The sequence below is a fragment of the Salmonella sp. 32010601201800023SM genome (assembly GCF_017572235.1).
Taxonomy (GTDB): Bacteria; Pseudomonadota; Gammaproteobacteria; order Enterobacterales; family Enterobacteriaceae; genus Salmonella; species Salmonella enterica.
The window spans coordinates 243,922-269,527 of record NZ_JAGEQS010000003.1; the positions used below are offsets into that span (position 1 = coordinate 243,922).

The following is a 25,606-nucleotide window of genomic DNA, read 5'->3' on the forward strand; positions in this document are numbered from 1 at the left end:
AATACGCGGAAGGTTTATTTGTAGAAATCAGGTTTTGAGGGTAATTCAACAATCTCGGTATTCCCTGTTTCCTGAGACTTCACGCAGGCATCAGCGGTAACCGCAGCCAGATAACCATCCCATGACGTTGGGCCTGCCGGCGGCAATCCTGCGTTCAGACGATCGAAGAAATCCTGGAACTCAATGTCGTAGGCATCAATAAAGCGCTGTTTCCAGTCAACCAGGATGTCGGTGCTATACTTCGCCGCTTTCCGTACCGCGGCGCTGGCGACGGTTGGCAGCTCCGCCATTCCTTTCTCGCCGGTAACATCGCAGTGAATGTCGTAGCCATACTGGCAGTTCACAAATACTTCAACCACAATATTGATGCCGGAGGTGGTTTCCATTACAACCAGCTGCGGATCACGCAGAGTGGTCACCAGGCTGGACTGGCGCGGGAAGTAAACCTTAACGGTTTTATAATCTTCGTTAAGCAGCCAGTGCATAACGTCAATTTCATGAATCAATGTTTCATAGATAGCCTGTGGCGTTTTGTATTCTGGCACCGTGCTGGCATTGTAATGACGTCCATGAACCATTAATGGCTGACCGATTTCGCCGCTGTCGATAATATTTTTCAGCTGAACGTAACCTTTGTCGTAGCGGCGCATAAAACCAATCTGCACCATGCGCTTACCATTTTTCTGCTCTGCTTCAATCACACGCTGACAATCCGCAGCCGTCACCGCTAGCGGTTTTTCACAGAAAACATATTTGTTAGCATTTAGCGCGGCAACGGCTACATCGGCGTGCGCCTCATTTGATGCGGTAATGATGACCACTTCAACGTCTTTATCATTAATCAGATCGTGATAGTCATTATAATCTTTGGCTTCGATCGCATACTTATCCAGCGCCGCCTGCGCCCTACCCGCGACGATATCACATACGGCAACAACCTCTACACCCGACACGGTGTTGGCCAGACGTCTTAAGTGATCGGAGCCGATCATGCCGATACCTACAATACCTGCTTTTAAAGTCATTTTCTGTTTCCTTTTCAATTAAAGATAATTTTTCAGTAACTCATCAATATGCTTTTTACCTTTTTGCGCATATTCCAATGGGTTATATTTCTTAGGATCCTGCTCGGCCTCAACAACAATCCAGCCAGAATATTGATGCCCGACCAGATAAGCTAATACGGATTTAAAATCAATATTTCCATCGCCGGGGACGGTAAACACACCATCAAGGAAAGAATTGAGGAATGATTTCTTCGCGAGGCGACATGCTTTGAGTTTTTCATTACGCACATCTTTAAAATGAACGTGTTTAATACGATCAAAATGTTTACTCAGTAGCGGCATGACATCGCCGTCAGAAACATATATATGCCCGGTATCAAACAGCAGATGTACAAATTGCGGATCGGTATTCTCCATGAGTCGATCCACTTCTGGCAGAGTCTGCACACCGGTGCCCATATGATGATGGAAAGCGAGCTTCAGCCCGTGCGCATTGGCAATTTTCCCAAGCGCATTAAGTCCTTCGCATAAAAGCTGCCATTCGCTGTCGCTGAAGTTAGGCTTCTCTGTATAAACGCACTTATCGATAATACCTTGAATACTATAAGTTTGTTCAGAAACAACGGCGACATATGCATGTATTGCCTGCAAATAAGCACAATGCTGTTCAAAAGCATTCATCGCAGATGCAATACCATCGCGAATAATAAAGGAAGAAAACCACTGGCCTGGTATTTCCAGTCCGCGAAGCATTAACTCTTTATTTAACTCAGCAGGATCCTGCGGATAACAACCGCCAACTTCCGTCCCGGAAAAACCGGTGAGCGCGGCATCACTAAGTATTTGTTTATATGTATTTTCTTTACCAATCTCAGGAATATCATCATTGCGCCAACCGATAGGCGCAATCCCCAACTTAATGCTCTTTTTTACATTGTACATGTTGCTGGCTCCCACTTAATGAAACGCTTTTACTGCATACCGCGATGCAAATTAACCTTTGATGGACAACATATTACTTTTTGTAGCCTGAAAAACTTTATCTATCCTGGTTGAAGAAGTGGGATAAATGCGTCAGGTATCACAAAAAAATCATCACTCTTTAATGATATTGCCAGACTTTTCGCGCTATAGATAAACGAATAAAATATACTGACAAATAAAAAATGGCCGCAGTATTGCGACCATTCTCATGACGATTAAATTTTAGCAAGCATTAATATTCAAATAATAAATAATTAGCTTTACGATAGTCCTTGCGATATTGACCGGGCGTTTTCCCCACTTTATTTTTGAAGTAATTTTGAAAATGACTAAGGTTGCTAAAGCCAACACGATAAGCAATAGAGGTGATCTTTTCGCGCCCGCCTTCATCCGTGGTTAGTAACGATTGCGCCTCCCCCAGCCTACGTTTTATCAGGTAATCCATCGGTGAATAACCATAGCGGCGTTTAAATTCATGGGAAACATAATAAGGACTGACATTAAATTTCGTCGCCAGTGTATCCAGCCGAATTGGCTCATAGAAATTGCGATCAATATAGGATTTTATTGAATCAAGTAAATTTTCATGGCGCTGTATGGCATCGTTACCTGTGCGCAATAAGACATTTCCCTCAATGTATTTGAGTACTACCTGGGTCAATAGCTGCGCCATTGCTGGCCCTTCTACCGCATGCTGATTAATAACGGTAAACACGGAGCTCATCAGTTTTTCCACCGTCGCATAATGGTGATACAGTGGAATAACCGGCACAATATCATCCGGTATTAGCGCATTCTCACGTAGACCCGGACACGAAATATTGTTAATCCCACAACAAATAGTGCCAATTGGCCGCCCGCTTTCCAGATACTCATCATGCACCACCTGGCTGTTATAAATGACCAGGTCGCCTTTACGAACCGGGTAGATGCGATCGCCAATGAAATACTCTCCGTCTCCTTCGGTGATAAGAATCAGTTCAACGGTCTGTGGGTGCATATGCATGAACCGGACAAACGGACCATTGCTCTCACTGACCTGACTCACATACGCCAACTGGGGCTGAGCCTTATTCTCTCGTTCTGAAGGACAGAAGCACAAGCGCATGATTTACCCTCCAATATCCGAAACTGTGGTGCCGAAACACCCCTGAAATTTGAATTTTTATACCACACCAAATGAAACAAAAATGCTATATAGATCATAATTTTTTCCAAATCTTTCCTCGTCACAACAGACAACCATTGATACCACAACAAATAAAAACAATAAAAATCAATAAGTTAATTAGATTTTTGATTTCTTACTGCACATAACCTCGTATAAAAACCAGCCGTCAAATTTTCAAAATAAAATTTCATAAAAATAAATTTGAAATTTTTAATCCTAAAATTTACATTGAATACGGTATGCGTTTTAGGCTGAAGATAACCAGGCTTTCCTGTGACCGCTCAGTCAGAACGTCGTCAACATCGGTTTAAGAGGATAAAAAAGAGATGGAAACAATCGGCAATTTTATTCATGGTAAAACGACACTGAGCAGCAGCGGCGAGACGCTACCGGTGACTAATCCGGCCACCGGTAAAGTAATTCGTCAGGTCACCCAGAGCACCCGAGAGGAGATGCTGGCGGCAATTCAAAGCGCACATGAGGCTTTTCCGGCGTGGAGTAAAATGACTCCGCTACGCCGGGCACGTATCCTTTTTGAATTCAAAGTATTACTGGAAAAGCATCGGGACGAACTGGCGGCGCTGATCGTCAGCGAGCATGGCAAGGTCTGGTCAGATGCGCTTGGCGAGCTGACGCGCGGCATAGAGGTTGTCGAATTTGCCTGCGGGATCCCGCACCTCAGCAAAGGAGAGTACTCCTTTAACGTCGGCTCAGGCGTTGACAGCTTTTCATTAATGCAGCCGCTTGGGGTTGTGGCAGGCATCACACCGTTTAACTTCCCGGCAATGGTGCCTATGTGGATGTTCCCGGTTGCTCTGGCTTGCGGCAATACCTTCGTCCTGAAGCCGCCCGCACTGGTGCCGTCCGCATCGTTACGTATGGCGCAGCTTCTGCAGGAGGCTGGCCTGCCGGACGGCGTGTTTAACGTTGTTCACTGTGGCAATGAGGCGGCTAGCCTGTTGACCAGCGACCCTCGTGTACAGGCCGTCAGCTTTGTCGGTTCCTCCGCCGTCGCGGAACATATCTATACCACCGCCAGCGCCCATGGCAAACGCGTACAGGCCTTCGGGGCCGCCAAAAATCACGCAATCGTCATGCCGGATGCAGACCTGGACGCCACCGTCAACGCCATTATGGGCGGAGCATTTGGTTCCGCGGGCGAACGCTGTATGGCGCTGCCGGTAGTGGTCGCGGTGGGCGATGAAACGGCGGACCGTCTGATCGAACGCCTGAAACCGCTGATTGCGGCGCTACGTATCGGCCCGGGAGAGCTGCGCGGCAAAGATGAAAATGAAATGGGCCCGGTTGTTTCACGTGCTCACCAACAGAAAGTGTTGGGTTACATCGACAAAGGGGTTAGCGAGGGAGCAACTCTGGTCATGGATGGCCGCAACTATAGCGTGGCGGGATATCCTGAAGGCTTTTATGTCGGCGGCACTCTGTTTGATAACGTCACGCCTGAGATGACCATCTGGCGTGAAGAAATTTTTGGCCCGGTTCTCGGAATTGTGCGCGTCCCGGATTATGCCACCGCCATTAGCACGGTAAACTCCCATGAATTCGGCAACGGCAGCGTGATTTTCACCACCAACGGTCACTATGCGCGCGAATTCGCCCAGTCGGTTGAAGCCGGGATGGTCGGTATTAATATTCCAGTTCCGGTTCCGATGGCATTTCACTCTTTTGGCGGCTGGAAGCGCTCGGTGTTTGGCGCCCTGAACGTCCATGGGCCGGATGGCGTGCGCTTCTATACCCGGATGAAAACCGTTACCTCGCGTTGGCCGAACGGACAGCAGATCGTATCGGAGTTCAGTATGCCGACTCTCGGTTAATACGCTTTCAGGAAGGAGAAGATTATGGCCAACTTGCTGAGTACCTGTACCTCTGAGTCGGGAAATATCCAACACATTTCCCCTCAAAATGCAGGCTGGGAGTATGTCGGTTTTGATGTCTGGCAGTTGAAGGCTGGAGAGTCGATAACCCTGCCGTCCGATGAGCGTGAACGCTGTCTGGTGCTGGTTGCCGGGCTGGCCAGCGTTAAGGCCGCCGACAGTTTTTTCTATCGGATTGGTCAGCGCATGAGTCCGTTTGAACGCATTCCGGCTTATTCGGTTTACCTCCCCCATCATACGGAGGCGAAAGTGACAGCCGAAACCGACCTTGAGCTGGCCGTATGCAGCGCGCCGGGATTCGGAGAGCTTCCGGTACGTCTGATCTCGCCACAAGAGGTCGGGGTAGAGCATCGGGGAAAAGGGCGCAATCAGCGCCTGGTGCATAACATCCTTCCTGATAGCCAGCTCGCCGACAGCCTGCTAGTCGTTGAAGTGTACACTAATGAAGGCGATACCAGCTCCTGGCCCGCGCACAAGCACGATACGGCAGTTGAAGGCCAGGAGACCTATCTGGAAGAGACGTACTATCACCGTTTCAATCCACCTCAGGGATTCTGCTTACAGCGCGTCTACACCGACGATCGCAGCCTAGATGAATGTATGGCGGTCTATAACCGGGATGTAGTGAAAGTACCTAAAGGCTACCACCCGGTTGCCACCATCGCGGGTTACGATAACTACTATCTGAACGTGATGGCCGGCCCGCTACGAAAATGGCGTTTCACCTGGGAAGAGAACCACGCGTGGATTAACTCACCAGACTACCCGCGATAACACTTCGTTGAGTGGTACTTTGCCAGCCGTCCTCTGCGGCTGGCTTTTTTATTCAACTCTGCACCACACACGCTCATAAGATCGCTATCCGCCTTCTCTTAAATTATTTCCCTGTTTTGTATATAGCGTATTTACGGCACGGCCTCCACCAGGAATACGCAATAAAATAATGATGCAGAAGAAGACTTACCCTATTTGCCGATATTATTATGGATCAAGTAGTTACGTAGAGGTGGTAAACACTGGGGAGGTTTCAACAGGGTATATCCTGTGCGCACTCGCTGGAGGGAGTAAAGGTTGTGTAACCAGCGGAGAATATCTCTGGATATTCTCCGCTAATATTGGAGAGGTATCAGGCTATTACATCGCGACGTTTCCCCTGAATTTCACGCAGCTTGTTCTCGGCCAGCCGTTCAATTTCTGTTAGCGGCACCCCTTTTGTTTCCGGCACATAACGAGAAATAAAGACATAGCAGACCAAATTAAAGACGACAAAAATCCACATCGAGAAAGCGCCGCCGAAGGTCTCCTGCAGCCAGGCGTTATCATTTATGACCGGGAACAACAGTGAGATGAGGAAGTTGGCTATCCACATCAGGCTCACCGCCAGCCCCATCCCAAAACCTTTTATCTTTTCAGGGAAAACCTCAGAAATCAGTACCCATGCGCCAACGCTCCAGCTGACGGCAAACAGCAGCATAAAAAACAGGATGCCAAAGATGGTAATGTAGCCTGTATCGTGGGTGTACAAACCGTATGACGCGATCAACAGGCCGACAATTGAGCCGATGGTACCAATTTTCATAATCGGTATACGGCCATAGCGGTCGAACAGGATCATGCCGATAAAACTGCCCACCACATTACATACCGCGATAAAAATGGTCTGGAACATAACCACTTCGGTACTGCTGTTCTGCAACACCAGCGGCGCATAATAGTTCATTACGTTAACGCCTGTGAACTGTTGCAAAACGGCGATACAGCATCCAACCAACAGAATATAGCGGAGCACCGGCGAGCTTTTCAGGTTGGTGCGTTCTCCCCCGGCGACGTTGTCCTGTGAACGTACGGTTTCTTTCATGCTGTCAAAAATAGCGGCCACATCTGTGGCCGTTAATCCACTGTAGATCCGGGTAAGCACCTTTATCGAACGAGCTTCGCTGCGGTTGTTACGGGCGCACCATGCCGGTGATTCGGGTAGGAAAAGCGTAATCGCTAACATCGCAATGGAGGGTACCACTTGGGCAAAAAGCATAGTCTTCCAGCCCTGGGAAACCAGCACATCAGCAGGCATTCCTTTTGCTATCAGATAGTTGACTATAAACACGATAACCTGGCCAGATACCACGGAGATATTGTAAATGCCCAGCGCTTTGCCGCGAATTTCAGCAGGCGCCAGTTCAGACATATACATGGTGGATGCCGTTCCGGCCATCCCAACCGCAAAACCACACACAATGCGGGAAAGGGAGAAGATCATGAACGATTCACTCATCGCCGCCCCTAAGGAAGAAGCGATAAAAATGATCGCAATGATCAGAAGCGCAGGTTTACGCCCCAGTTTATCGGCAATTTTTCCACCGACCAGCGCGCCGATGATACAACCAATCACGATACTGGAAACGGCCCATCCGGTCTCGGTTGGCGTCAGTTGGTAATACTGCTGTAAAGGCAATACCACCCCGGTAATCACCGCCGTTGAATAACCAAACATCAATCCAGCCAGCGCCGCAATACAACACAGGACGTACACATAGGCCGAATTGTACTTACTTCTCTGAGACATAATCCCTCCCTTGCCTGTTGAGGAAACAACACACCAATGAAATTTTTCATTTTATTTTTGCATTCATTAGAAGAAAAATTCCATGCAAAAGATCACGAAATGGAGATATTCCAGGAAAGAACAAAAAGTACGGCCCCTGACAAATTGAGTTCAGGCATTGTCGCGAAAGCAATAAAATCAAGTAACTTCAGCAAGATAGAGGAGAGCACTGCGCAAAACGCAGCATCTTAACGATAAAAAACGCCAGGATTATGAAATTCGAAATGTGATACCCATAACAAAACATAAGTTTCATTATTGATCGTTTTGAAATTAAAACATAGGTTGTGAAACGAGAGTTCTCAATAGCTATAAGATCGTCGGCAGAGCTACGGCAATGACCGACATAAGATGAATTTGTCTATTTGTTCACTAAATTCAAACAGATAGATGAAGTTTATTCTGGAGATAATCTACCTATGTCCACATCAGATAGTTGTTATAATACGGGTTACATATTACGCATCTGCGCGATTGCCGCACTGGGCGGAATATTATTTGGCTACGATACTGCTGTTATTTCAGGTGCGATTGGTTCACTGACCAGCTACTTTCATCTATCTCCTGCTGAGACCGGCTGGGCGGTTTCCTGCGTTGTGGTGGGGTGCGTTATTGGTTCGTTTAGCGCCGGATATTTATCCAAACGTTTTGGACGCAAGAAATCATTGATGGTTTCAGCGCTGTTATTCACTATTTCCGCAGTGGGCACCTCCCTCTCCTACACGTTCACCCATTTTGTGATTTATCGCATTATCGGTGGACTGGCAGTCGGCCTGGCGGCAACAGTATCACCGATGTATATGTCTGAAGTCTCACCGAAAAACATGCGCGGCAGAGCATTAAGTATGCAGCAGTTCGCTATCGTTTTCGGTCAGATTCTGATCTTCTACGTTAACTACAAAATAGCATCGATTGCAGCGGATACCTGGCTCATTGAACTTGGCTGGCGCTATATGTTTGCTGCGGGTATTATTCCCTGCATTTTGTTCTGTATTTTAGTCTTTTTAATCCCGGAATCTCCCCGCTGGATGATGATGATTGGTCGCGAGGAGGAGACGCTAAAAATACTGACCAAAATATCCAACGAAGAACATGCCAGACATCTTCTTGCCGATATAAAAACCTCACTGCAAAACGACCAACTAAACGCCCATCAAAAACTCAATTACCGCGACGGGAACGTGCGTTTCATCCTGATTCTGGGCTGCATGATCGCTATGCTGCAACAGGTAACAGGGGTTAACGTCATGATGTATTACGCGCCAATCGTCCTGAAGGATGTGACCGGTAGCGCCCAGGAGGCTCTGTTCCAGACAATCTGGATCGGCGTGATTCAGCTTATCGGTTCCATTATTGGCGCAATGATTATGGATAAGATGGGGCGTTTGTCGCTGATGCGTAAAGGCACTATTGGCAGCATCATCGGCTTGTTGCTCACCTCATGGGCGCTGTACAGCCAGGCAACCGGTTATTTCGCGCTATTCGGTATGCTGTTCTTTATGATTTTCTACGCGCTTTCCTGGGGCGTGGGCGCATGGGTGCTTATTTCTGAAATATTCCCTAACCGGATGAGGTCGCAGGGAATGAGTATTTCGGTCGGATTTATGTGGATGGCAAACTTTTTAGTTTCGCAATTCTTCCCGATGATTAATGAAAATCCGTATTTACTTTCGCATTTCCACGGCGCATTTCCAATGTGGATATTCGCCATCTGCTGCATCTTCAGTTACTTCTTTATCTGCCGTTACCTGCCGGAAACAAAAGGCATTTCGCTGGAGAAAATGGAGAGCGTAGTGTTAGCAAAACGCAGAAAAAAACCGCAGCCAATTCAAACCGAACGTTATTCTGATTAAGTTTCACCACAATGCCGATGATCGCTAAATACGATCATCGGCTTGTTTTTTTACTCCGTCGCCAGCGCCAGTGAAACCGCTAACGTTTGCGCCAGACACATGGACGCGACCTGAGAACGGAAACCATCGACCTGCGCTTCACGTACCACAAAACAGACTTCACTGAACGCTGCCAGCGGGCTGACCTGGCTATCGGTTATCGCAATATGGTGCGCACCGCGTTTCGCGCCAAGCTCGACTAATTCCACCACTTCCTGCGCGTAAGGCGAGTAGCTGATGGCAATAACAACATCGTCGGGGCTGACCATACTTAGCTGTTCAGAGAACATTCCGCCAATACCGTCAATTAAAAATGCCCGTCTCTCCAGATGACGCAATGCGTAGGTTAAATAACTGGCCACGCTAAACGAACGACGTAATCCAATCACATAAATATTGTCGGCTTTCGCTAACAGATTTACCGCCGCATCCAACTGCTCATTTTTAATCTGCACCGGTAATTGTTGTAATACCTGTGCATTCACCATTGAAAATAGCTTCAGAATTTCACCCGGCTTTTCCGGGGTAGGTTCCCCTTCATCCGCATTTTTCTGTCTGAACAGACGCGCCCGCTCGGTATAGCTTACAGTTTCCTCCATCAGGTGCTGGCGAAATACCTGTTTCATTTCATTAAATCCGCTAAAACCAAACGCATTAGCAAAACGAATCAGTGTCGAAGGGGGAACATCGGCATGTTGCGCGATGGAAGCGACCGTGTCAAAAGCAACGCTATTACTGTTATCCAGAATATACTGAGCAACTTGTTTAAGACGTTTGCTAAGGCTGTCATAGCGACTGCGGATATCATCCTGCAGTAAGGAAAGTTGAGTTTGATGTTTAGACATGCATGATACTCTAATAGAACGAAAATTTCGTAAATAACCATATTAGCACAAATGAACTGAACATACAGTTAACAACATTCAAATTGCGCTGTGGTTACCTTCAGTACAGAATTTGCTGGCGGGCTGGGTTCTGAGCAATCTGAATCTGACCGCATAAATGCGACAGGATCAGCATTGTTATGACTGGACGATGCCCGCAGCCAGGCGGCATCGCAAACGTTGAAAGGCAGAAGATGACGTTTATAAATCACGAAACCTTCATCTGTTATTGCGAACTGGCTCTTTTCGTCCCGCATACGGCAACCGGCGGAACACTCTTAGTGTATTACACTGATTACTTTAAGGATATGCGTCTACTCTTTTTCAATACTGAGCGGCAAATGATTTTTCAGTATTGCTTTAACGTCTCCCGGCGAGCGGAATGCGCTTTCGATGGCAAGATGCCCCATATAAAACAGCCAGCCACAAGGCTGGCTGACCGCATAGTCATTTAATACGCTGTTACGTTCTGAGCTTTTTTCACCAGCCCATCCAGCAATTTCTGATGGATGCCGCCGAAACCGCCGTTGCTCATCACCAGGATGTGATCGCCAGGCTGTGCGGTTTTCACCACCATTTCCGCCAGCGTATCGACATCGCCACTCCAGTGAGCAGGCTGTACGCAGGCTTCAGCGACTTCCGCCACTTGCCACGGAATATGCGGCGGCTGCAGCAGGAACACTTCATCCGCACGCCCTAACGACGGCGCCAGGTCATCCTTGCATAACCCCATCTTCATCGTGTTAGAACGCGGCTCCAGCACTGCGATAATGCGCGCGGTGCCGCCCACTTTACCGCGCAGCGCCGCCAGCGTGGCCAGAATTGCCGTCGGGTGGTGAGCAAAATCGTCATACACCGTCACGCCGTTCGCTTCGCCGCGTAGCTCCAGACGGCGGCGGGCGTTAATAAATGACCCCAGCGCGCTGGCCGCTTCTGCGGGCGCGACGCCCACGTGGCGCGCGGCGGCAATCGCCATCAGACCGTTGTGCATGTTATGTTCGCCGACCAGGCCCCATTTCACATCGCCGACTTTTTCGCCGTCCAGCCACACTTCCCACTCGGAAGCATCCGTAGTCAGCTTCTTCGCCTGCCAGTGTCCCTGCTCGCCCACCAGCTCTTGCTCGCTCCAGCAGCCCAGCGCCATGGTCTGTTTCAGGTTGATGTCGTTTTCCGGCCAGATGATGCGCCCCTGCCCCGGCACGATGCGCACCAGATGGTGGAACTGCTTCTGGATCGCTTTCAGATCGTCGAAGATGTCGGCATGATCAAACTCAAGGTTGTTGAGGATCAGCGTCCGCGGGCAGTAATGCACAAATTTAGAACGTTTATCAAAGAACGCGCAGTCGTACTCATCCGCTTCGATAACAAAGAACGGGCTCTCGCCCAGGCGCGCGGAAACCTCAAAGTTGCCCGGTACGCCGCCAATCACAAAGCCCGGTTTGTACCCGCACGCTTCCAGTATCCAGGTCGCCATGCCTGCGGTCGTGGTTTTGCCGTGGGTACCGGCGACCGCCAGTACCCAGCGGTCGCGCAACACAAAGTCGTGCAGCCACTGTGGACCAGACATAAAGGGAATGTTTTTTTCCAGCACCGCTTCCACGCACGGATTCCCGCGCGTCATCGCATTGCCGATAATCACCAGATCCGGCTGCGGATCGAGCTGGCTGGCGTCATAACCCTGGATCAGATCAATGCCTTGCTTCTCAAGTAAGGTACTCATCGGCGGATACACATTGGCGTCCGAACCCGTTACTTCATGACCAAGCGAGCGAGCCAGCATCGCCAGCCCCCCCATGAAAGTGCCACAAATTCCCAAAATATGAATGCGCATACGTCACTATCCTTTTTTTATCTGCGAGCCATTTTACGCACATGTCTGGCAAGTGAGAAACGCATTTCAGGTAAATCTGTACTTTGCTGGCGCGATTCACCTGAGCGCATCATCTGAAATGTTTGTTAAGATTGTTACGGTCGCTTTACTCCAATCAATTGCAGGGAAAGTGTTATGAAAACGTTAGGTGAATTTATTGTCGAAAAGCAGCACGAGTTCTCTCAGGCTACCGGTGAGCTCACTGCTTTGCTGTCGGCAATAAAATTGGGCGCCAAGATCATCCACCGCGATATCAACAAGGCCGGTCTGGTCGATATCCTGGGTGCCAGCGGTGCTGAGAACGTACAGGGCGAGGTTCAGCAGAAACTCGATCTGTTCGCGAACGAGAAACTGAAAGCTGCACTAAAAGCGCGCGATATTGTAGCGGGCATCGCATCGGAAGAAGAGGACGAAATTGTCGTCTTTGAAGGCTGCGAACACGCGAAATATGTGGTGCTGATGGACCCTCTGGATGGCTCTTCTAACATCGACGTTAACGTCTCTGTCGGTACGATTTTCTCGATTTATCGCCGCGTGACGCCCGTCGGCACGCCGGTCACCGAAGAAGATTTCCTGCAACCCGGCAACAAACAGGTCGCTGCGGGATATGTCGTGTATGGCTCGTCCACCATGCTGGTTTACACCACCGGCTGCGGCGTACACGCTTTCACCTACGATCCGTCGTTGGGCGTGTTCTGTCTGTGCCAGGAACGTATGCGTTTCCCGGAAAAGGGTAAAACCTACTCCATTAACGAAGGCAACTACATTAAGTTCCCGAATGGCGTGAAGAAGTACATCAAATTCTGCCAGGAAGAGGATAGTTCAACAAGTCGCCCTTATACCTCACGTTACATTGGCTCTCTGGTGGCCGATTTCCACCGCAACCTGCTGAAAGGCGGCATCTATCTCTACCCCAGCACCGCCAGCCATCCGCAGGGAAAACTGCGTCTGCTGTATGAGTGCAACCCGATGGCGTTTCTCGCGGAACAGGCCGGCGGCAAAGCAAGCGATGGTAAAGAACGTATTCTGGATATCATTCCAGAAAGCCTGCACCAGCGCCGCTCGTTCTTCGTCGGCAACCGCCATATGGTTGACGATGTGGAACGCTTTATCCGCGAATACCCGGACGCGTAATCTTTACCACCATGCGGAATAACGCATGAAGCCGCCATTGGGCAATAACATGTCCGATGGCGGCGTTGCCTTATCAGACACGTGATTTTTCCGGTTCTTAACCTTTGGCGTTCATGCTCCGCAACGACGCGCCAGATGAGGCGGAAACGAAAACAAGCGAAGACTTTCGGCGTGAGTTGGCTATAATACTCGCCACTTGTTTGTCATAAATTCAAAGGAAACAGACATGAGCTTACTCAACGTCCCGGCGGGTAAAGAACTGCCGGAAGATATCTACGTCGTTATCGAGATCCCGGCTAACGCAGATCCGATCAAATACGAAGTTGACAAAGAGAGCGGCGCGCTGTTCGTTGACCGCTTCATGTCCACCGCGATGTTCTATCCGTGCAACTACGGTTACATCAACCATACCCTGTCTCTGGACGGCGACCCGGTAGACGTTCTGGTCCCGACGCCGTACCCGCTGCAGCCAGGCGCCGTCATCCGTTGCCGTCCGGTTGGCGTACTGAAAATGACCGACGAATCCGGTGAAGATGCGAAACTGGTTGCCGTACCGCACACCAAACTGAGCAAAGAGTACGATCACATTAAAGATGTGAACGATCTGCCAGAACTGCTGAAAGCGCAGATCACTCATTTCTTCGAGCATTATAAAGATCTCGAAAAAGGCAAATGGGTGAAAGTTGACGGTTGGGACAACGCCGAAGCGGCTAAAGCGGAAATCGTTGCCTCCTTCGAGCGCGCAGCGAAGAAATAAGTTCGCTTTTACATAATCGTCAAGATAAAGGCTCTCATAGTAATGAGGGCCTTTTTATTGGCTAATGAATAGAACACAATTTTTATCATTATTAGTTTAACATTCACGGAATGAATAAGACTTTACCTTATTTTTTATTAAAAAGGGTTGAATACGCTCACGGTTTCTCTAAAAAGCTCAAGATAATAATTGTTTTGTGAATGCCCCCAGACTCCCATGGACTTACGCCCTAAATATTAGCAAGCGCTAAAGTCTTATTTAGTGCATAAGCCCGATTACCTTTTTAATAAGGTATCCTAAGCTCTCCCTACCAATAACCGTATTTTTAATCCAACATAACATCCGCTCAAAACACACTTTTTAATATATTTTTAAGGGCTGCCATAATTATTTACTATTTTAAGAGATTATGATGAAAAATGATATATTAATTACCGGTGGACATATCATCGATCCCGCTCGTAATATTAATGAGATTAACAATTTACGCATCATTAACGATATTATCGTTGATGCCGATAAATATCCTGTAACTTCGGAGACCCGGATTATCCATGCCGACGGCATGATCGTTACTCCCGGTCTTATCGATTATCACGCGCATGTTTTTTATGACGCGACGGAAGGCGGCGTCAGGCCTGATATGTACATGCCGCCGAATGGCGTCACCACCGTCGTGGATGCAGGTTCTGCCGGTACGGCAAACTTTGATGCCTTCTACCGAACGGTGATTTGCGCCAGCAAAGTTCGAATCAAAGCGTTTCTGACCGTGTCGCCGCCGGGCCAAACCTGGTCACAAGAAAATTATGATCCTGACAATATTGATGAAAATAAGATCCACGCGCTGTTTCGTCAGTATCGCAACGTTCTTCAGGGATTAAAACTCAAGGTTCAGACTGAGGACATTGCTGAATATGGATTAAAACCGCTGACTGAATCCCTTCGTATTGCCAACGATTTAAGGTGCCCCGTGGCAATACACTCGACTCATCCCGTCGTTCCCATGAAAGAACTTGTCTCCTTGCTACGCCGCGGCGATATTATCGCTCATGCGTTTCACGGCAAAGGTAGCACCATTCTTACTGATGAAGGCGCTGTCTTAGCCGAAGTCCGTCAGGCAAGGGAAAGAGGCGTTATATTTGATGCCGCCAATGGTCGCAGCCATTTTTCAATGAACACGGCACGCCGGGCCATCGCCAATGGCTTTCTTCCGGATATCATCAGTAGCGATCTCTCAACCATCACTAAACTCGCCTGGCCTGTTTACGCCTTACCATGGATTTTATCGAAATATTTAGCACTCGGCGTCGCGCTTACCGATGTCATTAACGCCTGTACCCATACCCCAGCAGTTTTATTGGGCATGGCAGCAGAAATTGGTACGCTGGCCCCTGGGGCATTTGCCGATATCGCCATCTTTAAATTAAAAAACAGGCATGTTGAATTTGCCGATATTCATGGTGAAACGCTCACGGGGACGCATGTGCTGGTACCACAAATGACCATAAAATCCGGTGAGATATTATTTCGTCAAATTGATTTTGGCGCGCGGCCAAACGGAGTTGAAAAATGACCTCAATGCAAAAATGGCTACGGATCGGCGCGACATTAATGTTCGGCCTTTTTGTTGCTTATCTTGACCGTTCTAATCTTTCCGTTACGTTACCTACGATTACACACGACCTGAATATTGATGGCGCAACGGCCAGCATTGTATTAACCATATTTCTTATTGGCTATGCCTTTTCAAATATTTTTGGCGGCGTATTTACCCAGCGATACGATCCGAAAAAAATAGTCATTCTGATGGTGCTAATCTGGTCGATTGCGACCGTTTTTGTCGGATTTACCTCGTCAGTGTACGTTATTTTGATTTGTCGGCTGGTGCTTGGCATTACCGAAGGCATTTATTGGCCGCAGCAGTCCCGCTTCGCCAGCGACTGGTTTTCAGACAAAGAACGGACGCAGGCGAACAGTATTATCCAGTATTATGGACAGTTCCTGGCATTAGGCCTGGGATTTATGATTTTGTCCCCGCTGGATGCTGCCTTCGGTTGGCGAAATGTTTTTATTATCACTGGTGTGATCGGCATTGTTGTTGTAGTTCCACTTTATATAACAATGCTGAAAAAACAGGAAGAAGCGCCTTATTATCGTGCGCCGGCGCCAACAGAGAAAACTAAACTTACCCTGGAATCGCTGGGCGGAACCCCCTTCCTACTTCTTATTTTTACCTACATCACTCAAGGGATGTTGTTCTGGGGAATTACGTTATGGATACCCATGGTTGTCAATTCTCTCGGCTATACCGGATTCAGTAAAGCATTGGTCAGTTCTCTGCCTTATCTGACTGCGGTTATACTGGCAATCCCTATCTCATGGATCAGTGATAAGACACAAAAGCGTGTACTTATTGCTTCACTGGGCCTACTAATCCCCGGCGTGATGTTATTTCTCCTGCCATTTGTCGATGCGCCGGGCTTTAAAATCACGCTCATTACCCTGGCGATGGGTTATTATGCCGCCAGCTTTACCCCCAATATCTGGTCGATTATCCAGTCGAACGTTAAACCCCATGCGATTGGCCCAGCCTCCGGTATTATTAATGGCATCGGCGCCGGCGGCGGCGGTACGCTGGCAGGCCTAATGGTCGGCTATTTTTACCGGACAACCGGCAGCTATATGCAGGGATTTATGGTTCTCGGATGCATTGTTATCCTGGGCGGCGCGTCATTATTGATCTACGGCAGAATAAGAGCTCATCGTGCCCGGCGCTAGCGCCATCAGCCAGAATGTAAAAAACAACGCCACCCGAGGGTGGCGTGTTCAGTTCAGGGCTGGTTTCTGTCTAACCAGTCACCGCTTTCAATCAGAGTTAACCCATCAACAGGACGTTGATATACATACATCCATGCGCTGCCGTAAGGCGTCTGGATTAACTGGCGTGCGTATTCACCGCCCCTGGTGCGCAAAGCATCAAGTTCGGCCAGCGTGGCGTTATCAATTCGATAAACTTCACCGTATACCGCTCCGTTTCCCGGAACTGCGCCTGGATAGTGGCCCAGACTATACAACTGGTAGTTATCGATACGGTAATCGCCAAGCAATTGGGCATTGGTCATCCAGTGACTGTTGCCTTGTTTCTGTCGTAAACTGCCATAGACAAATATTCGCATTGCTAAAACTCAAACTGATAGAGCAAATCAAGTGCCTGATCTACGCCAGACACTGCTTCCAGATATAGCTTAGGCATCAGGCGATAACGTAACGTGAGCGTCGCCAGAGAGTCAAATATCCCTACACCATACTTCACCTGTAGACCCGGCAGTACATAGCCGCTGACCACAACCTGGGACGAATCGCCCACCCCTTGCGTGTCCAGCGCCAGATTACTTACACCGAATGTCTCTCCGATTTTACCCACAACCTGACCACTTTGCGCAACCCCCAGGCCAATAAGCATGGAGGTCATCGCTGCGCTATCACTCTGATTGCTGTCCAACCCCTGCCCACGCAGCAGATAAGAAAGCGCTTCAGCCTGCGGCATCGCCGGATCGGAGAAGATTTCCGCTTTGGGTTCATCAGCAGTGCCTGTGACGCGCACGCCCGCAATGACATCGTCTTCGGTGGCGTCAGGGTTACGGATCGCTTCGATATTGAGCAGCGGCTGATCCGGCGGGCCGGAGAACAGCAGCTCGCCTTTACGGACAAGCAGGTCCTGGCCGTAGGCGCGGAATCGGCCGTCAGGAATATTGATTTGACCATTCAGCCCCAGCCCCTGCTTATCCTGCGCGACTTTCAAATCGCCGGTCAAACGCGCTTTAAGCCCGAAGGCGTCGATGCGCACGTTGTTGCCGACGTGGACCGTCAGATTACTGTTGATGGGAATAGACGCTGTCTGCGGCGTTTCTGGTTGCAGGTCATTGTTGAGCATAACCACATCGCTGGAGACGCCGACCGCGCTCTCCGGCAGGTCGTGCACCACAATTCGCGCCCACGGAACGTCCACACGCCCATCCAACGTGAACAGCGAAGGCGTCGCGTCAAAGACCACATCCGGCGAGACATCCAGGCGCACCATCGGCGGAACGGTAATCCGCACCCGGCTGCCTTTCGCCGTCACCCGCGCGCGCCAGTTGTCAATCTGACTCCAGTCGGCGTTGCCGTTCAGGTTAATTTGCCCTTGTTGTGTTCGCACGATACCGGCGAGCGTCGAACGCGTCCCGCTAAAGTTCATGGTGAGCTGGCTCGGCTGCATCTCAAACGGCATAAAATTACCGTCAATATCCAGCGCGCTAAGCTGCAACTGACCAAACAACTGCGGGCTTTGTACATCGCCGCCCAGACGTAGCCTGGCGTTTAACATTCCCGCCGCTTTTTCGCCGCGCGAAAAGACAGGGTTGACCATCGCCAGATTGAGATTGCGCATGTTGACGTTACCGCCGAGATTGCGCCGCCCCTGAGGATCGGTTACCTGCACCTGGCCATCGAATTGACCATTGTTCGTCAGGCGAATCAGCCATCCCAGCTCGGCGCGATTATTGTGCAGATCGGCGCTGAGGTTCAGCGTCTCAAACGCGACCGGTAATGGCGCGTCATTGACGGTCTGCGTGACCTTCACATTACGACCGGAAAGCGTGACCTTCCCCTGCGGCAATCCCTCCTGGGTGGTGTCCCACGACACGTCAGCTTTCCCGCTAAAGATCCCGCTGGCCTGAGTGGTATCAGGCATAAATGGCTTCAGCATCGCCAGATCAAAGCGGTTGAGATTGACCACCGCCCGTCCTGCGGCGCCCGCATCAATGGTTTGCGGGATGCACAGCTCGGCGTTCGGGTTCAGCCAACAATGTGGCCCGATACTGATTTTCTGTTCTTTATTACGGTAGTCCAGCGCAATCGCGCGGGTCAACGACCATGGCCCCACTGGCGTCTGGAAACGGGTGTCGCTTAACGTCCCTTTCCAGCGCGCCGCCTCGCGATCAAAACTGCCTGTCAGGGAGAGTTGACCGGATACCGGTTCTCCCTGAACACGGAGCTGTAGCTGATGCTGCTTCTCGCTGCCTTTGGCGTCAAGCGTCACCAGATTGATGTTAACGTCGGGCTGCGAAATCCGCTCTACGCGAACGTTGAGATGGCCCGCTATCTGATCGGTGGATTTAATATCGCCCTCGATGCGCGCCTGGGCGACAGACAGCTCCTGCCAGCGCAAGCCGCGGGCGGTGATATCCGCCAACAGCTGCGGCGCTTCTACCGTACCGCGGACTTTAACGATTCCTTTTGCCATGCCGCCCAGCCCTGGCAGCGCATTATCCAGCCCTGGCGCATCGATGGCGGCGTCAAGATTCAGCTCCTTAACGCCAAGCTCGCCTTTTATATCGGCGCTGTTTGGGCCCAGCGCAAGGTGCAGCCCCGGGATCGTCCACTGCATGTAGCTGTTGCCCTTTAGCGTCCCGTTGACGTTAACGCTGTTCTGCTTCACATTGCCGGTCAGCTTGAGCTCCGGGACATCCATCTGCCAGGTGCCGCCGTAGAGGCTGCCTTTGGTTTTCATGACGCCGTTAAGCTTCGCGGGCCAGTCCGGGATCTCTTTAGCGGTATTGATGCCATTTAGCGTCAGTTCGCCACGCCAGCTAATCGCCTGCTGCCAGTCCACCAGCGCTTTCAGTTCGGTTTTTCCCTCCAGAGCGGCGATGGTAAGTTTATCGAGATTAATCTGCCGCTCATTCCCTTTGGCATCCAGCGTGATGGTCGCCGGCGGAATATCTTGTCCTTTCACGGTGGTTCGCATCGACAACGTATAGTCGGTCATCTTACCGCTCAGTTTGAGCTTCAGATCGTCAGCCTGAAACTGGGTATCACCCGTCAATGGCCAGGCAATGCGTTGGCTGACGACTTCAAGATTGAGCGGTAAACCGGCCTCCGCCAGCCGCGTCTGGGCGCGAAGCGCGACATCCATCGGCCCGGAAAGGTTCACCCCGACCTCCAGTTGTTCGCGTAACGCGCCGCCGACCTTGAGTTTTATCTTTTCACCCTTTAGCGGATCGATATTCAGCGTACTGTTGAGCGTAATATCAACCGGCCAGTTATTGGCGAGCTGCGCCGTACCGGAGGCTTTCACCGTGCCCTGGTTGGCGTCGATATCCAGAGTATCCAGCTTCATATTACCGTCGATACTGCTGACTTTAAGCAGCATCGTGCGCACCGTCAGTTCGGTATCGCCGGTGATGCGTAGCTGCTCGCCGCGAAATGACTCGATATTCAGATTGAGCGGCAGGTGAACATCGGTCATCTCCGGCATTACCGGTTTTGCAAACAGATCTTTTAGCGTTTCGCCAAGCGGCTTTTCATCCGGTTGAGGTTTCTCGATTTTGGGTTCAACCACCTCTTCCTGCGCCACGTCAGCGACCTTCGGCAGAGCGATCAGCAATCCCTGAAGCCGCGTCGGTTTCAGGGTCAGGTTTTTCTCCTGCCATGCCAGCCCGGAGGTAAAATCCAGCACCGAAACGGTAGTGTCATCAATCTTGATATTGATATTATTCAGCGCCACGCGCGACAGCGTGATGGGCCAGGGGGTGGAGAGGTTCAGCGGTCCGCTTTCTTCCTCTTCTTGCGCCGGTTCGGAAGGCGGCATTTTTTTGCTGTCGATAGCGACATTAATGTCTTTTAACGCCAGATCATTGACGCACAGGCTACTGCGCCACAGGCAATCAAGCCCGACGGCCAGATGAATTTCGCCCGCATTCACCGCAACGCCCGGCTGCTCATAGCGGATATTTTTTAACGATAAGTCCCGCCAGCCGCCGGTGACCTGCCCAATCTCCAGCCCCGGCACCCAGCGGTTCGCCGCACTGAATACCAGATGCAGCCCCGTCGTCGTCCCGACCAGAAACGCAACGCTCGCCAGTAACACCACAATGAAAATCAACACGCCGAGGCTTATTTTCTTCCATAAACTCATAATTCAGGCCCCAGACCGATATAAAACTGTAAACCGTGTTCGTCTTTGTCGCCGACCGGTACGGCAAAATCGAGTTTGACAGGCCCAACCGGCGACGCCCAGCGCACGCCGACCCCGGTCCCGGTTTTGAAATCGCTACGGCGAATATCACTCACCGCCTCGCCGCTATCGACAAACACTGCCCCCCACCATTTGCCGGTGACGTTATACTGGTACTCCAGCGATCCGGTTGCCAGTTTTGAGGCGCCTTTAAGATTGCCGTCGCTATCTTTAGGCGAAATAGATTTGTATTTATAGCCGCGAATACTGCGGTCGCCCCCGGCGAAGAAACGTAAATCCGGCGGAACTTTGTCGAAATCACCGGTTTCTATCCAGCCCAAATTGGCGCGCATCACAAAACGGTGGCGATCGTACAAAGTCCGAATCCAGACGTTTTGCGCCTGCAGCACGGAGAAATCCACGTCGGAGCCCCAGGCCGTATTCGAATAGTCTACTGAATAGCGCTGCGAATCGCCCCAGGTTGGCATCAGTCCCCCTCGCGAGCGGGTTCGGCTGATCATCACGCCCGGGTAGAACAGCATGGTGGTATTGGTGACGTTCCCCTGGGTAAAGTGGTCGAAACTCCAGCGCAGGTTAATCGCCCGCTGCCAACCGCTGGAAAGGTCCCAGTAACGCGACACGGCAAGCGTGGTCGAGTCCTGCTCCGTATCATTCAAATCGGTACGTTTAAAACCGCCCTGTACCAGATAGTATTGCTCCAGCGGGTTTTTCAGCAGCGGCATTTTATAACTAAAATCCAGCACCTGTTCCGGCGCAGAAATACTGGTGCTGGTGGTCAGGCTATGACCGTAGGAGTTCATCCACGGTTTTTTCCACGACGCTTTCACGCGCGGCCCGACGTCGGTGGAGTACCCCACCCCGGTTTCAATCGTGTTTTCGGTTCGCGGCGATACCACGCCTTTTAACGGCAGAATTTTTGTTTTACGCGATTTCTCAAATTCCGGCGCCACCACGACAGAATTAAACCATCCGGTAGCGGAAAGTCGGCGGTTTAGTTCCGCCAAATCTTTCGATTCGTACTCATCGCCCTCTTTAAACGGCAACAGATTTTGTAAATATTCATCACGAATCTGCGAACCTTCGAAGGTGACAGGTCCGAAGCGATAGCGCTCACCGCTATCATAATCAATATCCCAAAACGCCTGATGACGGCCCAGAGCAATTCCCAACTGACTTTTAACGAATTCGCTGTCGAAATAGCCTTTACGTAGCGACACGCTGGTTAACGACTTTTTAAAATTGTCATAGTCTCCCTGGTTCAGCACCGTGCCGATTGCCGGACGCGTTTTCAGTAAGGCCAGATAATCTTTGTCCGTGCGCGCGCCGCCGCGTAAAATGACTTCTGTACCGCCAATCAACACCGGCTGGCCGGGCGTAACCCTGGCGATTAATACCTGCCGTCCTTTCGCAGGCGGTGGAAGCAAGTCGAATTTGATAGTGGGTTCGTAATAGCCTAACGCTTTAAGCCCTTCGCGAATCGCATCATCAACTCGGGCGCGAAAGCGCCGATCCGGCGTCACCTCATCGCTCTGAATCGTAGAGAGCTGTGCGCGAACGTTTTTTTCCAGCTCTCCGGATAGCCCTTCGACTTTCAGACGAACATTTGCGGCTACCGCAGAACTGCTCAGGCACAGTAAGCTAACCCAACATAACTGACGGATATGTGGCACATTTTCTCCTGAATATCCCCTATTCCCACCCCTGGAAAAAATCACACTACCGCTCCGCGGCTTAACATAAAATCAACAATTTCGATTGAAAAGCAGACGACTGCCCAAATATTTCTTATGGTTAAATCCAGATACATTAATGTTGTTATTGTGTGCAAAGATGCGTCTCGTTACAACCTTAACGCCAATTAACGCTTTCGGGAGAATAGCTCATGAGTTTATTTGATAAAAAACATCTGGTTACTCAAGCAGATGCGTTACCAGGACGCAACACCCCGATGCCGATCGCCACTCTGCATGCGGTAAATGAACACTCTATGACCAATGTCCCTGCCGGGATGGAGATCGCCTACTTCGCTATGGGCTGTTTCTGGGGCGTAGAACGTTTATTCTGGCAATTGCCCGGCGTATATAGCACCGCGGCAGGGTATGCAGGCGGTTACACGCCTAATCCAACCTACCGGGAAGTCTGCTCCGGGCAGACCGGTCATGCCGAAGCGGTACGGATAGTGTACGATCCTGCCGTTATCAGTTATGAGCAGCTTTTACAGACCTTCTGGGAAAATCACGATCCGACGCAGGGGATGCAACAGGGTAACGATCACGGTACGCAATACCGTTCTGCGATTTATCCCTTAACGCCGGAACAGAATGCCGCCGCTCACGCCAGTCGCGAGCGCTTTCAGTCGGCAATGGCCGCCGCCGGAGACCATCGCCCTATTACCACGGAAATCGCCCATGCGACGCCGTTTTACTACGCCGAAGATGAACACCAACAGTATCTGCACAAAAATCCATACGGTTACTGCGGGATTGGCGGGATCGGCGTTTGCCTGCCGCCTGACGCGTGACGACGCAGGCGTAGGGGGAACTTGTCGGAGTTGAAAATGAACCCTCTGGCGACTTTACAGTAGCTTACGCTATACTAGCCCTGAACTTATCGGCTCACTGCTACGAGCCGGTTTTCATTAAACGTTACCACACGGATTTATAAACTTCCCTTCCGAGGATCTGGCGTTTCGCCGGATAAGATATGTTAAACAGTATATTCATTATATTCTGCCTGATCGCTGTAAGTGCGTTCTTCTCCATCTCCGAGATCTCGCTTGCCGCATCACGTAAGATTAAACTTAAGTTATTAGCTGATGAAGGCAGTATCAACGCACAACGCGTATTGAAAATGCAGGAAAATCCCGGCATGTTTTTCACCGTTGTGCAAATTGGCCTGAACGCCGTCGCTATTCTTGGCGGTATCGTCGGCGATGCGGCATTTTCGCCCGCCTTTTCCGCCCTTTTCTCGCACTATATGTCGCCAGAACTCTCCGAGCAGCTGAGCTTTATTCTCTCCTTCTCGCTGGTGACGGGGCTGTTTATCCTGTTCGCGGATTTAACCCCGAAACGCATCGGTATGATTGCGCCAGAAGCTGTGGCTTTGCGTATCATCAACCCGATGCGCTTCTGCCTGTTCGTTTTTCGCCCGCTGGTGTGGCTGTTTAACGGCATGGCAAACAACATCTTCCGCCTGTTCAAAATTCCAATGGTGCGGAAAGACGACATTACTTCTGATGATATTTACGCAGTGGTGGAAGCCGGCGCGCTGGCGGGCGTCTTGCGCAAGCAAGAGCACGAACTGATTGAAAATGTGTTTGAACTTGAATCCCGCACCGTACCGTCTTCTATGACGTCGCGCGAAAGTATCATCTGGTTTGATCTACACGAAGACGAACAAAGCCTGAAGAAAAAGGTCGCCGAACATCCGCACTCAAAATTTTTGGTGTGTAATGAAGATATCGACCACATCATCGGCTATGTAGACTCCAAAGATCTGCTGAATCGCGTGCTGGCGAACCAAAGTATGGCGCTGAATAGCGGCGTGCAAATTCGCAATACCTTGATTGTGCCGGATACGCTGACCCTTTCTGAGGCGCTGGAAAGTTTCAAAACGGCGGGCGAAGATTTCGCGGTCATTATGAATGAATACGCGCTGGTCGTCGGTATCATTACGCTGAACGATGTGATGACCACGCTAATGGGTGACCTGGTCGGCCAGGGACTGGAAGAGCAAATTGTGGCGCGCGATGAAAATTCCTGGCTGGTTGACGGCGGCACGCCGATTGACGACGTCATGCGCGTGCTGGATATCGATGAGTTTCCGCAATCCGGCAACTATGAAACCATTGGCGGCTTTATGATGTTTATGCTGCGCAAGATCCCAAAACGTACTGATTCGGTGAAGTTTTCCGGCTACAAATTTGAAGTGGTGGATATCGACAACTACCGTATCGATCAGTTGCTGGTGACGCGTCTCGACAATAAAAGCAACGTACCGGCGCCGAAACTGCCCGATGCGCAAGGTAAAGAAGACAGCGCGGCCTGAAATCCGTTTGCCAGAAACATCAACGGCTCCTGATTCAGGAGCCGTTTTTTTTTACTTTTTTAACCTACTGCATAGCACTTTTGGTTACGCCATCTCAGTTTGCAGACGCATAACCTGACGGTTAACTTCAGACATCACAGACAAGTGCTGCTTGTCTCTCACTTTTGGGATAAGAATCTTACCCTTATCGAACTCAAAAGCGCCAACATCCTTGATATATAACCGTCCACGGAACAGGATCTTCACGTACTTCGCCACCTGTAGCGGGTTGTAGCGTTGGAAAATTTTCATTGTTGTCTCCTGCAGAGTATTACGCCCTTGCGGTGCCACAATCAGCCCAACAGTTTT

Annotated in this window: 20 protein-coding genes and 1 pseudogene; 11 read left to right on the forward strand and 10 right to left on the reverse strand. The window is 50.2% G+C overall.

The features are described 5' to 3' along the window. Positions 1-14: 14 nt before the first annotated feature. From iolG1 to reiD, 3 genes are all read right to left on the reverse strand, one after another. The gene (gene iolG1, locus J4617_RS11975; protein ID WP_000172704.1) at positions 15-1,025 is read right to left on the reverse strand and encodes an inositol 2-dehydrogenase IolG1; all 1,011 of its coding nucleotides are present in this window, start codon (positions 1,023-1,025) and stop codon (positions 15-17) included. 18 nt (positions 1,026-1,043) lie between these two features. Further along, positions 1,044-1,964, reverse strand: coding sequence for a myo-inosose-2 dehydratase (iolE, locus tag J4617_RS11980; RefSeq protein ID WP_012601329.1), 921 nt, complete (start codon positions 1,962-1,964; stop codon positions 1,044-1,046). Positions 1,965-2,223: 259 nt separating this feature from the next. Further along, on the reverse strand, positions 2,224-3,048 hold the full coding sequence (reiD, locus tag J4617_RS11985) for a myo-inositol utilization transcriptional regulator ReiD (protein ID WP_000332219.1): 825 nt from the start codon (positions 3,046-3,048) through the stop codon (positions 2,224-2,226). Between the two features lie 122 nt (positions 3,049-3,170). On the opposite strand from reiD, the pseudogene J4617_RS11990 reads away from it, so the two are divergent. The 3 genes and pseudogenes from J4617_RS11990 to iolB all read left to right on the forward strand — a co-directional run bounded on the left by J4617_RS11990 (position 3,171) and on the right by iolB (position 5,828). Then, a pseudogene (locus tag J4617_RS11990) lies at positions 3,171-3,473 on the forward strand (hypothetical protein). Between the two features lie 15 nt (positions 3,474-3,488). Continuing rightward, on the forward strand, positions 3,489-4,994 hold the full coding sequence (iolA, locus tag J4617_RS11995; RefSeq protein WP_017465836.1) for a malonate-semialdehyde dehydrogenase IolA: 1,506 nt from the start codon (positions 3,489-3,491) through the stop codon (positions 4,992-4,994). A gap of 24 nt (positions 4,995-5,018) precedes the next feature. Next, positions 5,019-5,828, forward strand: a complete 810-nt coding sequence (gene iolB, locus J4617_RS12000) for a 5-deoxy-glucuronate isomerase (protein ID WP_000002010.1) — start codon at positions 5,019-5,021, stop codon at positions 5,826-5,828. 352 nt (positions 5,829-6,180) lie between these two features. On the opposite strand, the gene iolT2 is transcribed toward iolB, so the two are convergent. After that, positions 6,181-7,617, reverse strand: coding sequence for a myo-inositol import MFS transporter IolT2 (gene iolT2 / locus J4617_RS12005; RefSeq protein ID WP_000083110.1), 1,437 nt, complete (start codon positions 7,615-7,617; stop codon positions 6,181-6,183). 36 nt (positions 7,618-7,653) lie between these two features. Here iolT2 and J4617_RS12010 point away from each other — a divergent pair, with 36 nt between their 5' ends. Next, a complete protein-coding gene (locus J4617_RS12010; RefSeq protein ID WP_017465835.1) occupies positions 7,654-7,848 on the forward strand; it encodes a hypothetical protein in 195 nt (64 codons plus the stop codon). Positions 7,849-8,075: 227 nt separating this feature from the next. Then, positions 8,076-9,509 carry a myo-inositol import MFS transporter IolT1 gene (iolT1, locus tag J4617_RS12015; protein WP_000107710.1) on the forward strand — a complete coding sequence of 478 codons (1,434 nt, stop codon included), beginning with the start codon at positions 8,076-8,078 and terminating at the stop codon, positions 9,507-9,509. Positions 9,510-9,559: 50 nt separating this feature from the next. On the opposite strand, the gene iolR is transcribed toward iolT1, so the two are convergent. Beyond that, positions 9,560-10,393: a myo-inositol utilization transcriptional regulator IolR gene (gene iolR / locus J4617_RS12020; RefSeq protein ID WP_000033840.1), complete on the reverse strand. Its 834-nt coding sequence runs from the start codon at positions 10,391-10,393 to the stop codon at positions 9,560-9,562. Between the two features lie 490 nt (positions 10,394-10,883). Further along, complete coding sequence (gene mpl, locus J4617_RS12025) at positions 10,884-12,263, reverse strand: UDP-N-acetylmuramate:L-alanyl-gamma-D-glutamyl-meso-diaminopimelate ligase (protein WP_017465834.1); 1,380 nt, start codon at positions 12,261-12,263, stop codon at positions 10,884-10,886. Between the two features lie 174 nt (positions 12,264-12,437). On the opposite strand from mpl, the gene fbp reads away from it, so the two are divergent. The 4 genes from fbp to J4617_RS12045 all read left to right on the forward strand — a co-directional run bounded on the left by fbp (position 12,438) and on the right by J4617_RS12045 (position 16,971). Continuing rightward, positions 12,438-13,436 carry a class 1 fructose-bisphosphatase gene (fbp, locus tag J4617_RS12030; RefSeq protein WP_000853764.1) on the forward strand — a complete coding sequence of 333 codons (999 nt, stop codon included), beginning with the start codon at positions 12,438-12,440 and terminating at the stop codon, positions 13,434-13,436. A 226-nt stretch (positions 13,437-13,662) separates the two neighbouring features. Beyond that, positions 13,663-14,193, forward strand: a complete 531-nt coding sequence (ppa, locus tag J4617_RS12035) for an inorganic diphosphatase (RefSeq protein ID WP_000055079.1) — start codon at positions 13,663-13,665, stop codon at positions 14,191-14,193. Between the two features lie 409 nt (positions 14,194-14,602). Then, positions 14,603-15,766, forward strand: coding sequence for a metallo-dependent hydrolase (locus J4617_RS12040; protein ID WP_000977207.1), 1,164 nt, complete (start codon positions 14,603-14,605; stop codon positions 15,764-15,766). Next, a complete protein-coding gene (locus J4617_RS12045) occupies positions 15,763-16,971 on the forward strand; it encodes an MFS transporter (RefSeq protein ID WP_000203132.1) in 1,209 nt (402 codons plus the stop codon). The genes J4617_RS12040 and J4617_RS12045 overlap by 4 nt, the downstream gene beginning before the upstream one ends. 53 nt (positions 16,972-17,024) lie before the next feature. Here the strand turns inward: J4617_RS12045 and J4617_RS12050 are convergent, their stop codons facing one another. Genes J4617_RS12050 through tamA form a run of 3 tightly spaced genes read right to left on the reverse strand, consistent with a single transcriptional unit; the run spans position 17,025 to position 22,881 of the window. Further along, positions 17,025-17,369 (reverse strand): gamma-glutamylcyclotransferase, encoded by a 345-nt coding sequence (locus J4617_RS12050; protein ID WP_001219167.1) that lies wholly within the window; start codon positions 17,367-17,369, stop codon positions 17,025-17,027. Between the two features lie 2 nt (positions 17,370-17,371). Further along, entirely contained in the window at positions 17,372-21,151 is a 3,780-nt protein-coding gene (gene tamB / locus J4617_RS12055) for an autotransporter assembly complex protein TamB (protein WP_022544692.1), read from the reverse strand. Then, positions 21,148-22,881: an autotransporter assembly complex protein TamA gene (tamA, locus tag J4617_RS12060; protein WP_001120237.1), complete on the reverse strand. Its 1,734-nt coding sequence runs from the start codon at positions 22,879-22,881 to the stop codon at positions 21,148-21,150. Before tamA ends, tamB begins: the two co-directional genes overlap by 4 nt. Before the next feature lie 212 nt (positions 22,882-23,093). On the opposite strand from tamA, the gene msrA reads away from it, so the two are divergent. Together msrA and J4617_RS12070 are read left to right on the forward strand one after the other, a co-directional pair. Next, entirely contained in the window at positions 23,094-23,732 is a 639-nt protein-coding gene (msrA, locus tag J4617_RS12065) for a peptide-methionine (S)-S-oxide reductase MsrA (RefSeq protein ID WP_000051471.1), read from the forward strand. 182 nt (positions 23,733-23,914) lie between these two features. Beyond that, positions 23,915-25,258, forward strand: coding sequence for a hemolysin family protein (locus J4617_RS12070; protein WP_000934974.1), 1,344 nt, complete (start codon positions 23,915-23,917; stop codon positions 25,256-25,258). Positions 25,259-25,342: 84 nt separating this feature from the next. Here the strand turns inward: J4617_RS12070 and J4617_RS12075 are convergent, their stop codons facing one another. Next, positions 25,343-25,549, reverse strand: a complete 207-nt coding sequence (locus tag J4617_RS12075) for a DUF1107 domain-containing protein (RefSeq protein ID WP_000689229.1) — start codon at positions 25,547-25,549, stop codon at positions 25,343-25,345. Between the last annotated feature and the right edge of the window lie 57 nt (positions 25,550-25,606).

Bases quoted from the DNA above. Each gene is read 5' to 3' on its own strand.
- iolG1 (WP_000172704.1), bottom strand. From the start codon at position 1,025: ATGACTTTAAAAGCAGGTATTGTAGGTATCGGCATGATCGGCTCCGAT.
- iolA (WP_017465836.1), top strand. From the start codon at position 3,489: ATGGAAACAATCGGCAATTTTATTCATGGTAAAACGACACTGAGCAGC.
- iolB (WP_000002010.1), top strand. From the start codon at position 5,019: ATGGCCAACTTGCTGAGTACCTGTACCTCTGAGTCGGGAAATATCCAA.
- iolT2 (WP_000083110.1), bottom strand. From the start codon at position 7,617: ATGTCTCAGAGAAGTAAGTACAATTCGGCCTATGTGTACGTCCTGTGT.
- J4617_RS12010 (WP_017465835.1), top strand. From the start codon at position 7,654: ATGAAATTTTTCATTTTATTTTTGCATTCATTAGAAGAAAAATTCCAT.
- iolT1 (WP_000107710.1), top strand. From the start codon at position 8,076: ATGTCCACATCAGATAGTTGTTATAATACGGGTTACATATTACGCATC.
- iolR (WP_000033840.1), bottom strand. From the start codon at position 10,393: ATGTCTAAACATCAAACTCAACTTTCCTTACTGCAGGATGATATCCGC.
- mpl (WP_017465834.1), bottom strand. From the start codon at position 12,263: ATGCGCATTCATATTTTGGGAATTTGTGGCACTTTCATGGGGGGGCTG.
- fbp (WP_000853764.1), top strand. From the start codon at position 12,438: ATGAAAACGTTAGGTGAATTTATTGTCGAAAAGCAGCACGAGTTCTCT.
- ppa (WP_000055079.1), top strand. From the start codon at position 13,663: ATGAGCTTACTCAACGTCCCGGCGGGTAAAGAACTGCCGGAAGATATC.
- J4617_RS12040 (WP_000977207.1), top strand. From the start codon at position 14,603: ATGATGAAAAATGATATATTAATTACCGGTGGACATATCATCGATCCC.
- J4617_RS12045 (WP_000203132.1), top strand. From the start codon at position 15,763: ATGACCTCAATGCAAAAATGGCTACGGATCGGCGCGACATTAATGTTC.
- J4617_RS12050 (WP_001219167.1), bottom strand. From the start codon at position 17,369: ATGCGAATATTTGTCTATGGCAGTTTACGACAGAAACAAGGCAACAGT.
- tamB (WP_022544692.1), bottom strand. From the start codon at position 21,151: ATGAGTTTATGGAAGAAAATAAGCCTCGGCGTGTTGATTTTCATTGTG.
- msrA (WP_000051471.1), top strand. From the start codon at position 23,094: ATGAGTTTATTTGATAAAAAACATCTGGTTACTCAAGCAGATGCGTTA.
- J4617_RS12070 (WP_000934974.1), top strand. From the start codon at position 23,915: ATGTTAAACAGTATATTCATTATATTCTGCCTGATCGCTGTAAGTGCG.
- J4617_RS12075 (WP_000689229.1), bottom strand. From the start codon at position 25,549: ATGAAAATTTTCCAACGCTACAACCCGCTACAGGTGGCGAAGTACGTG.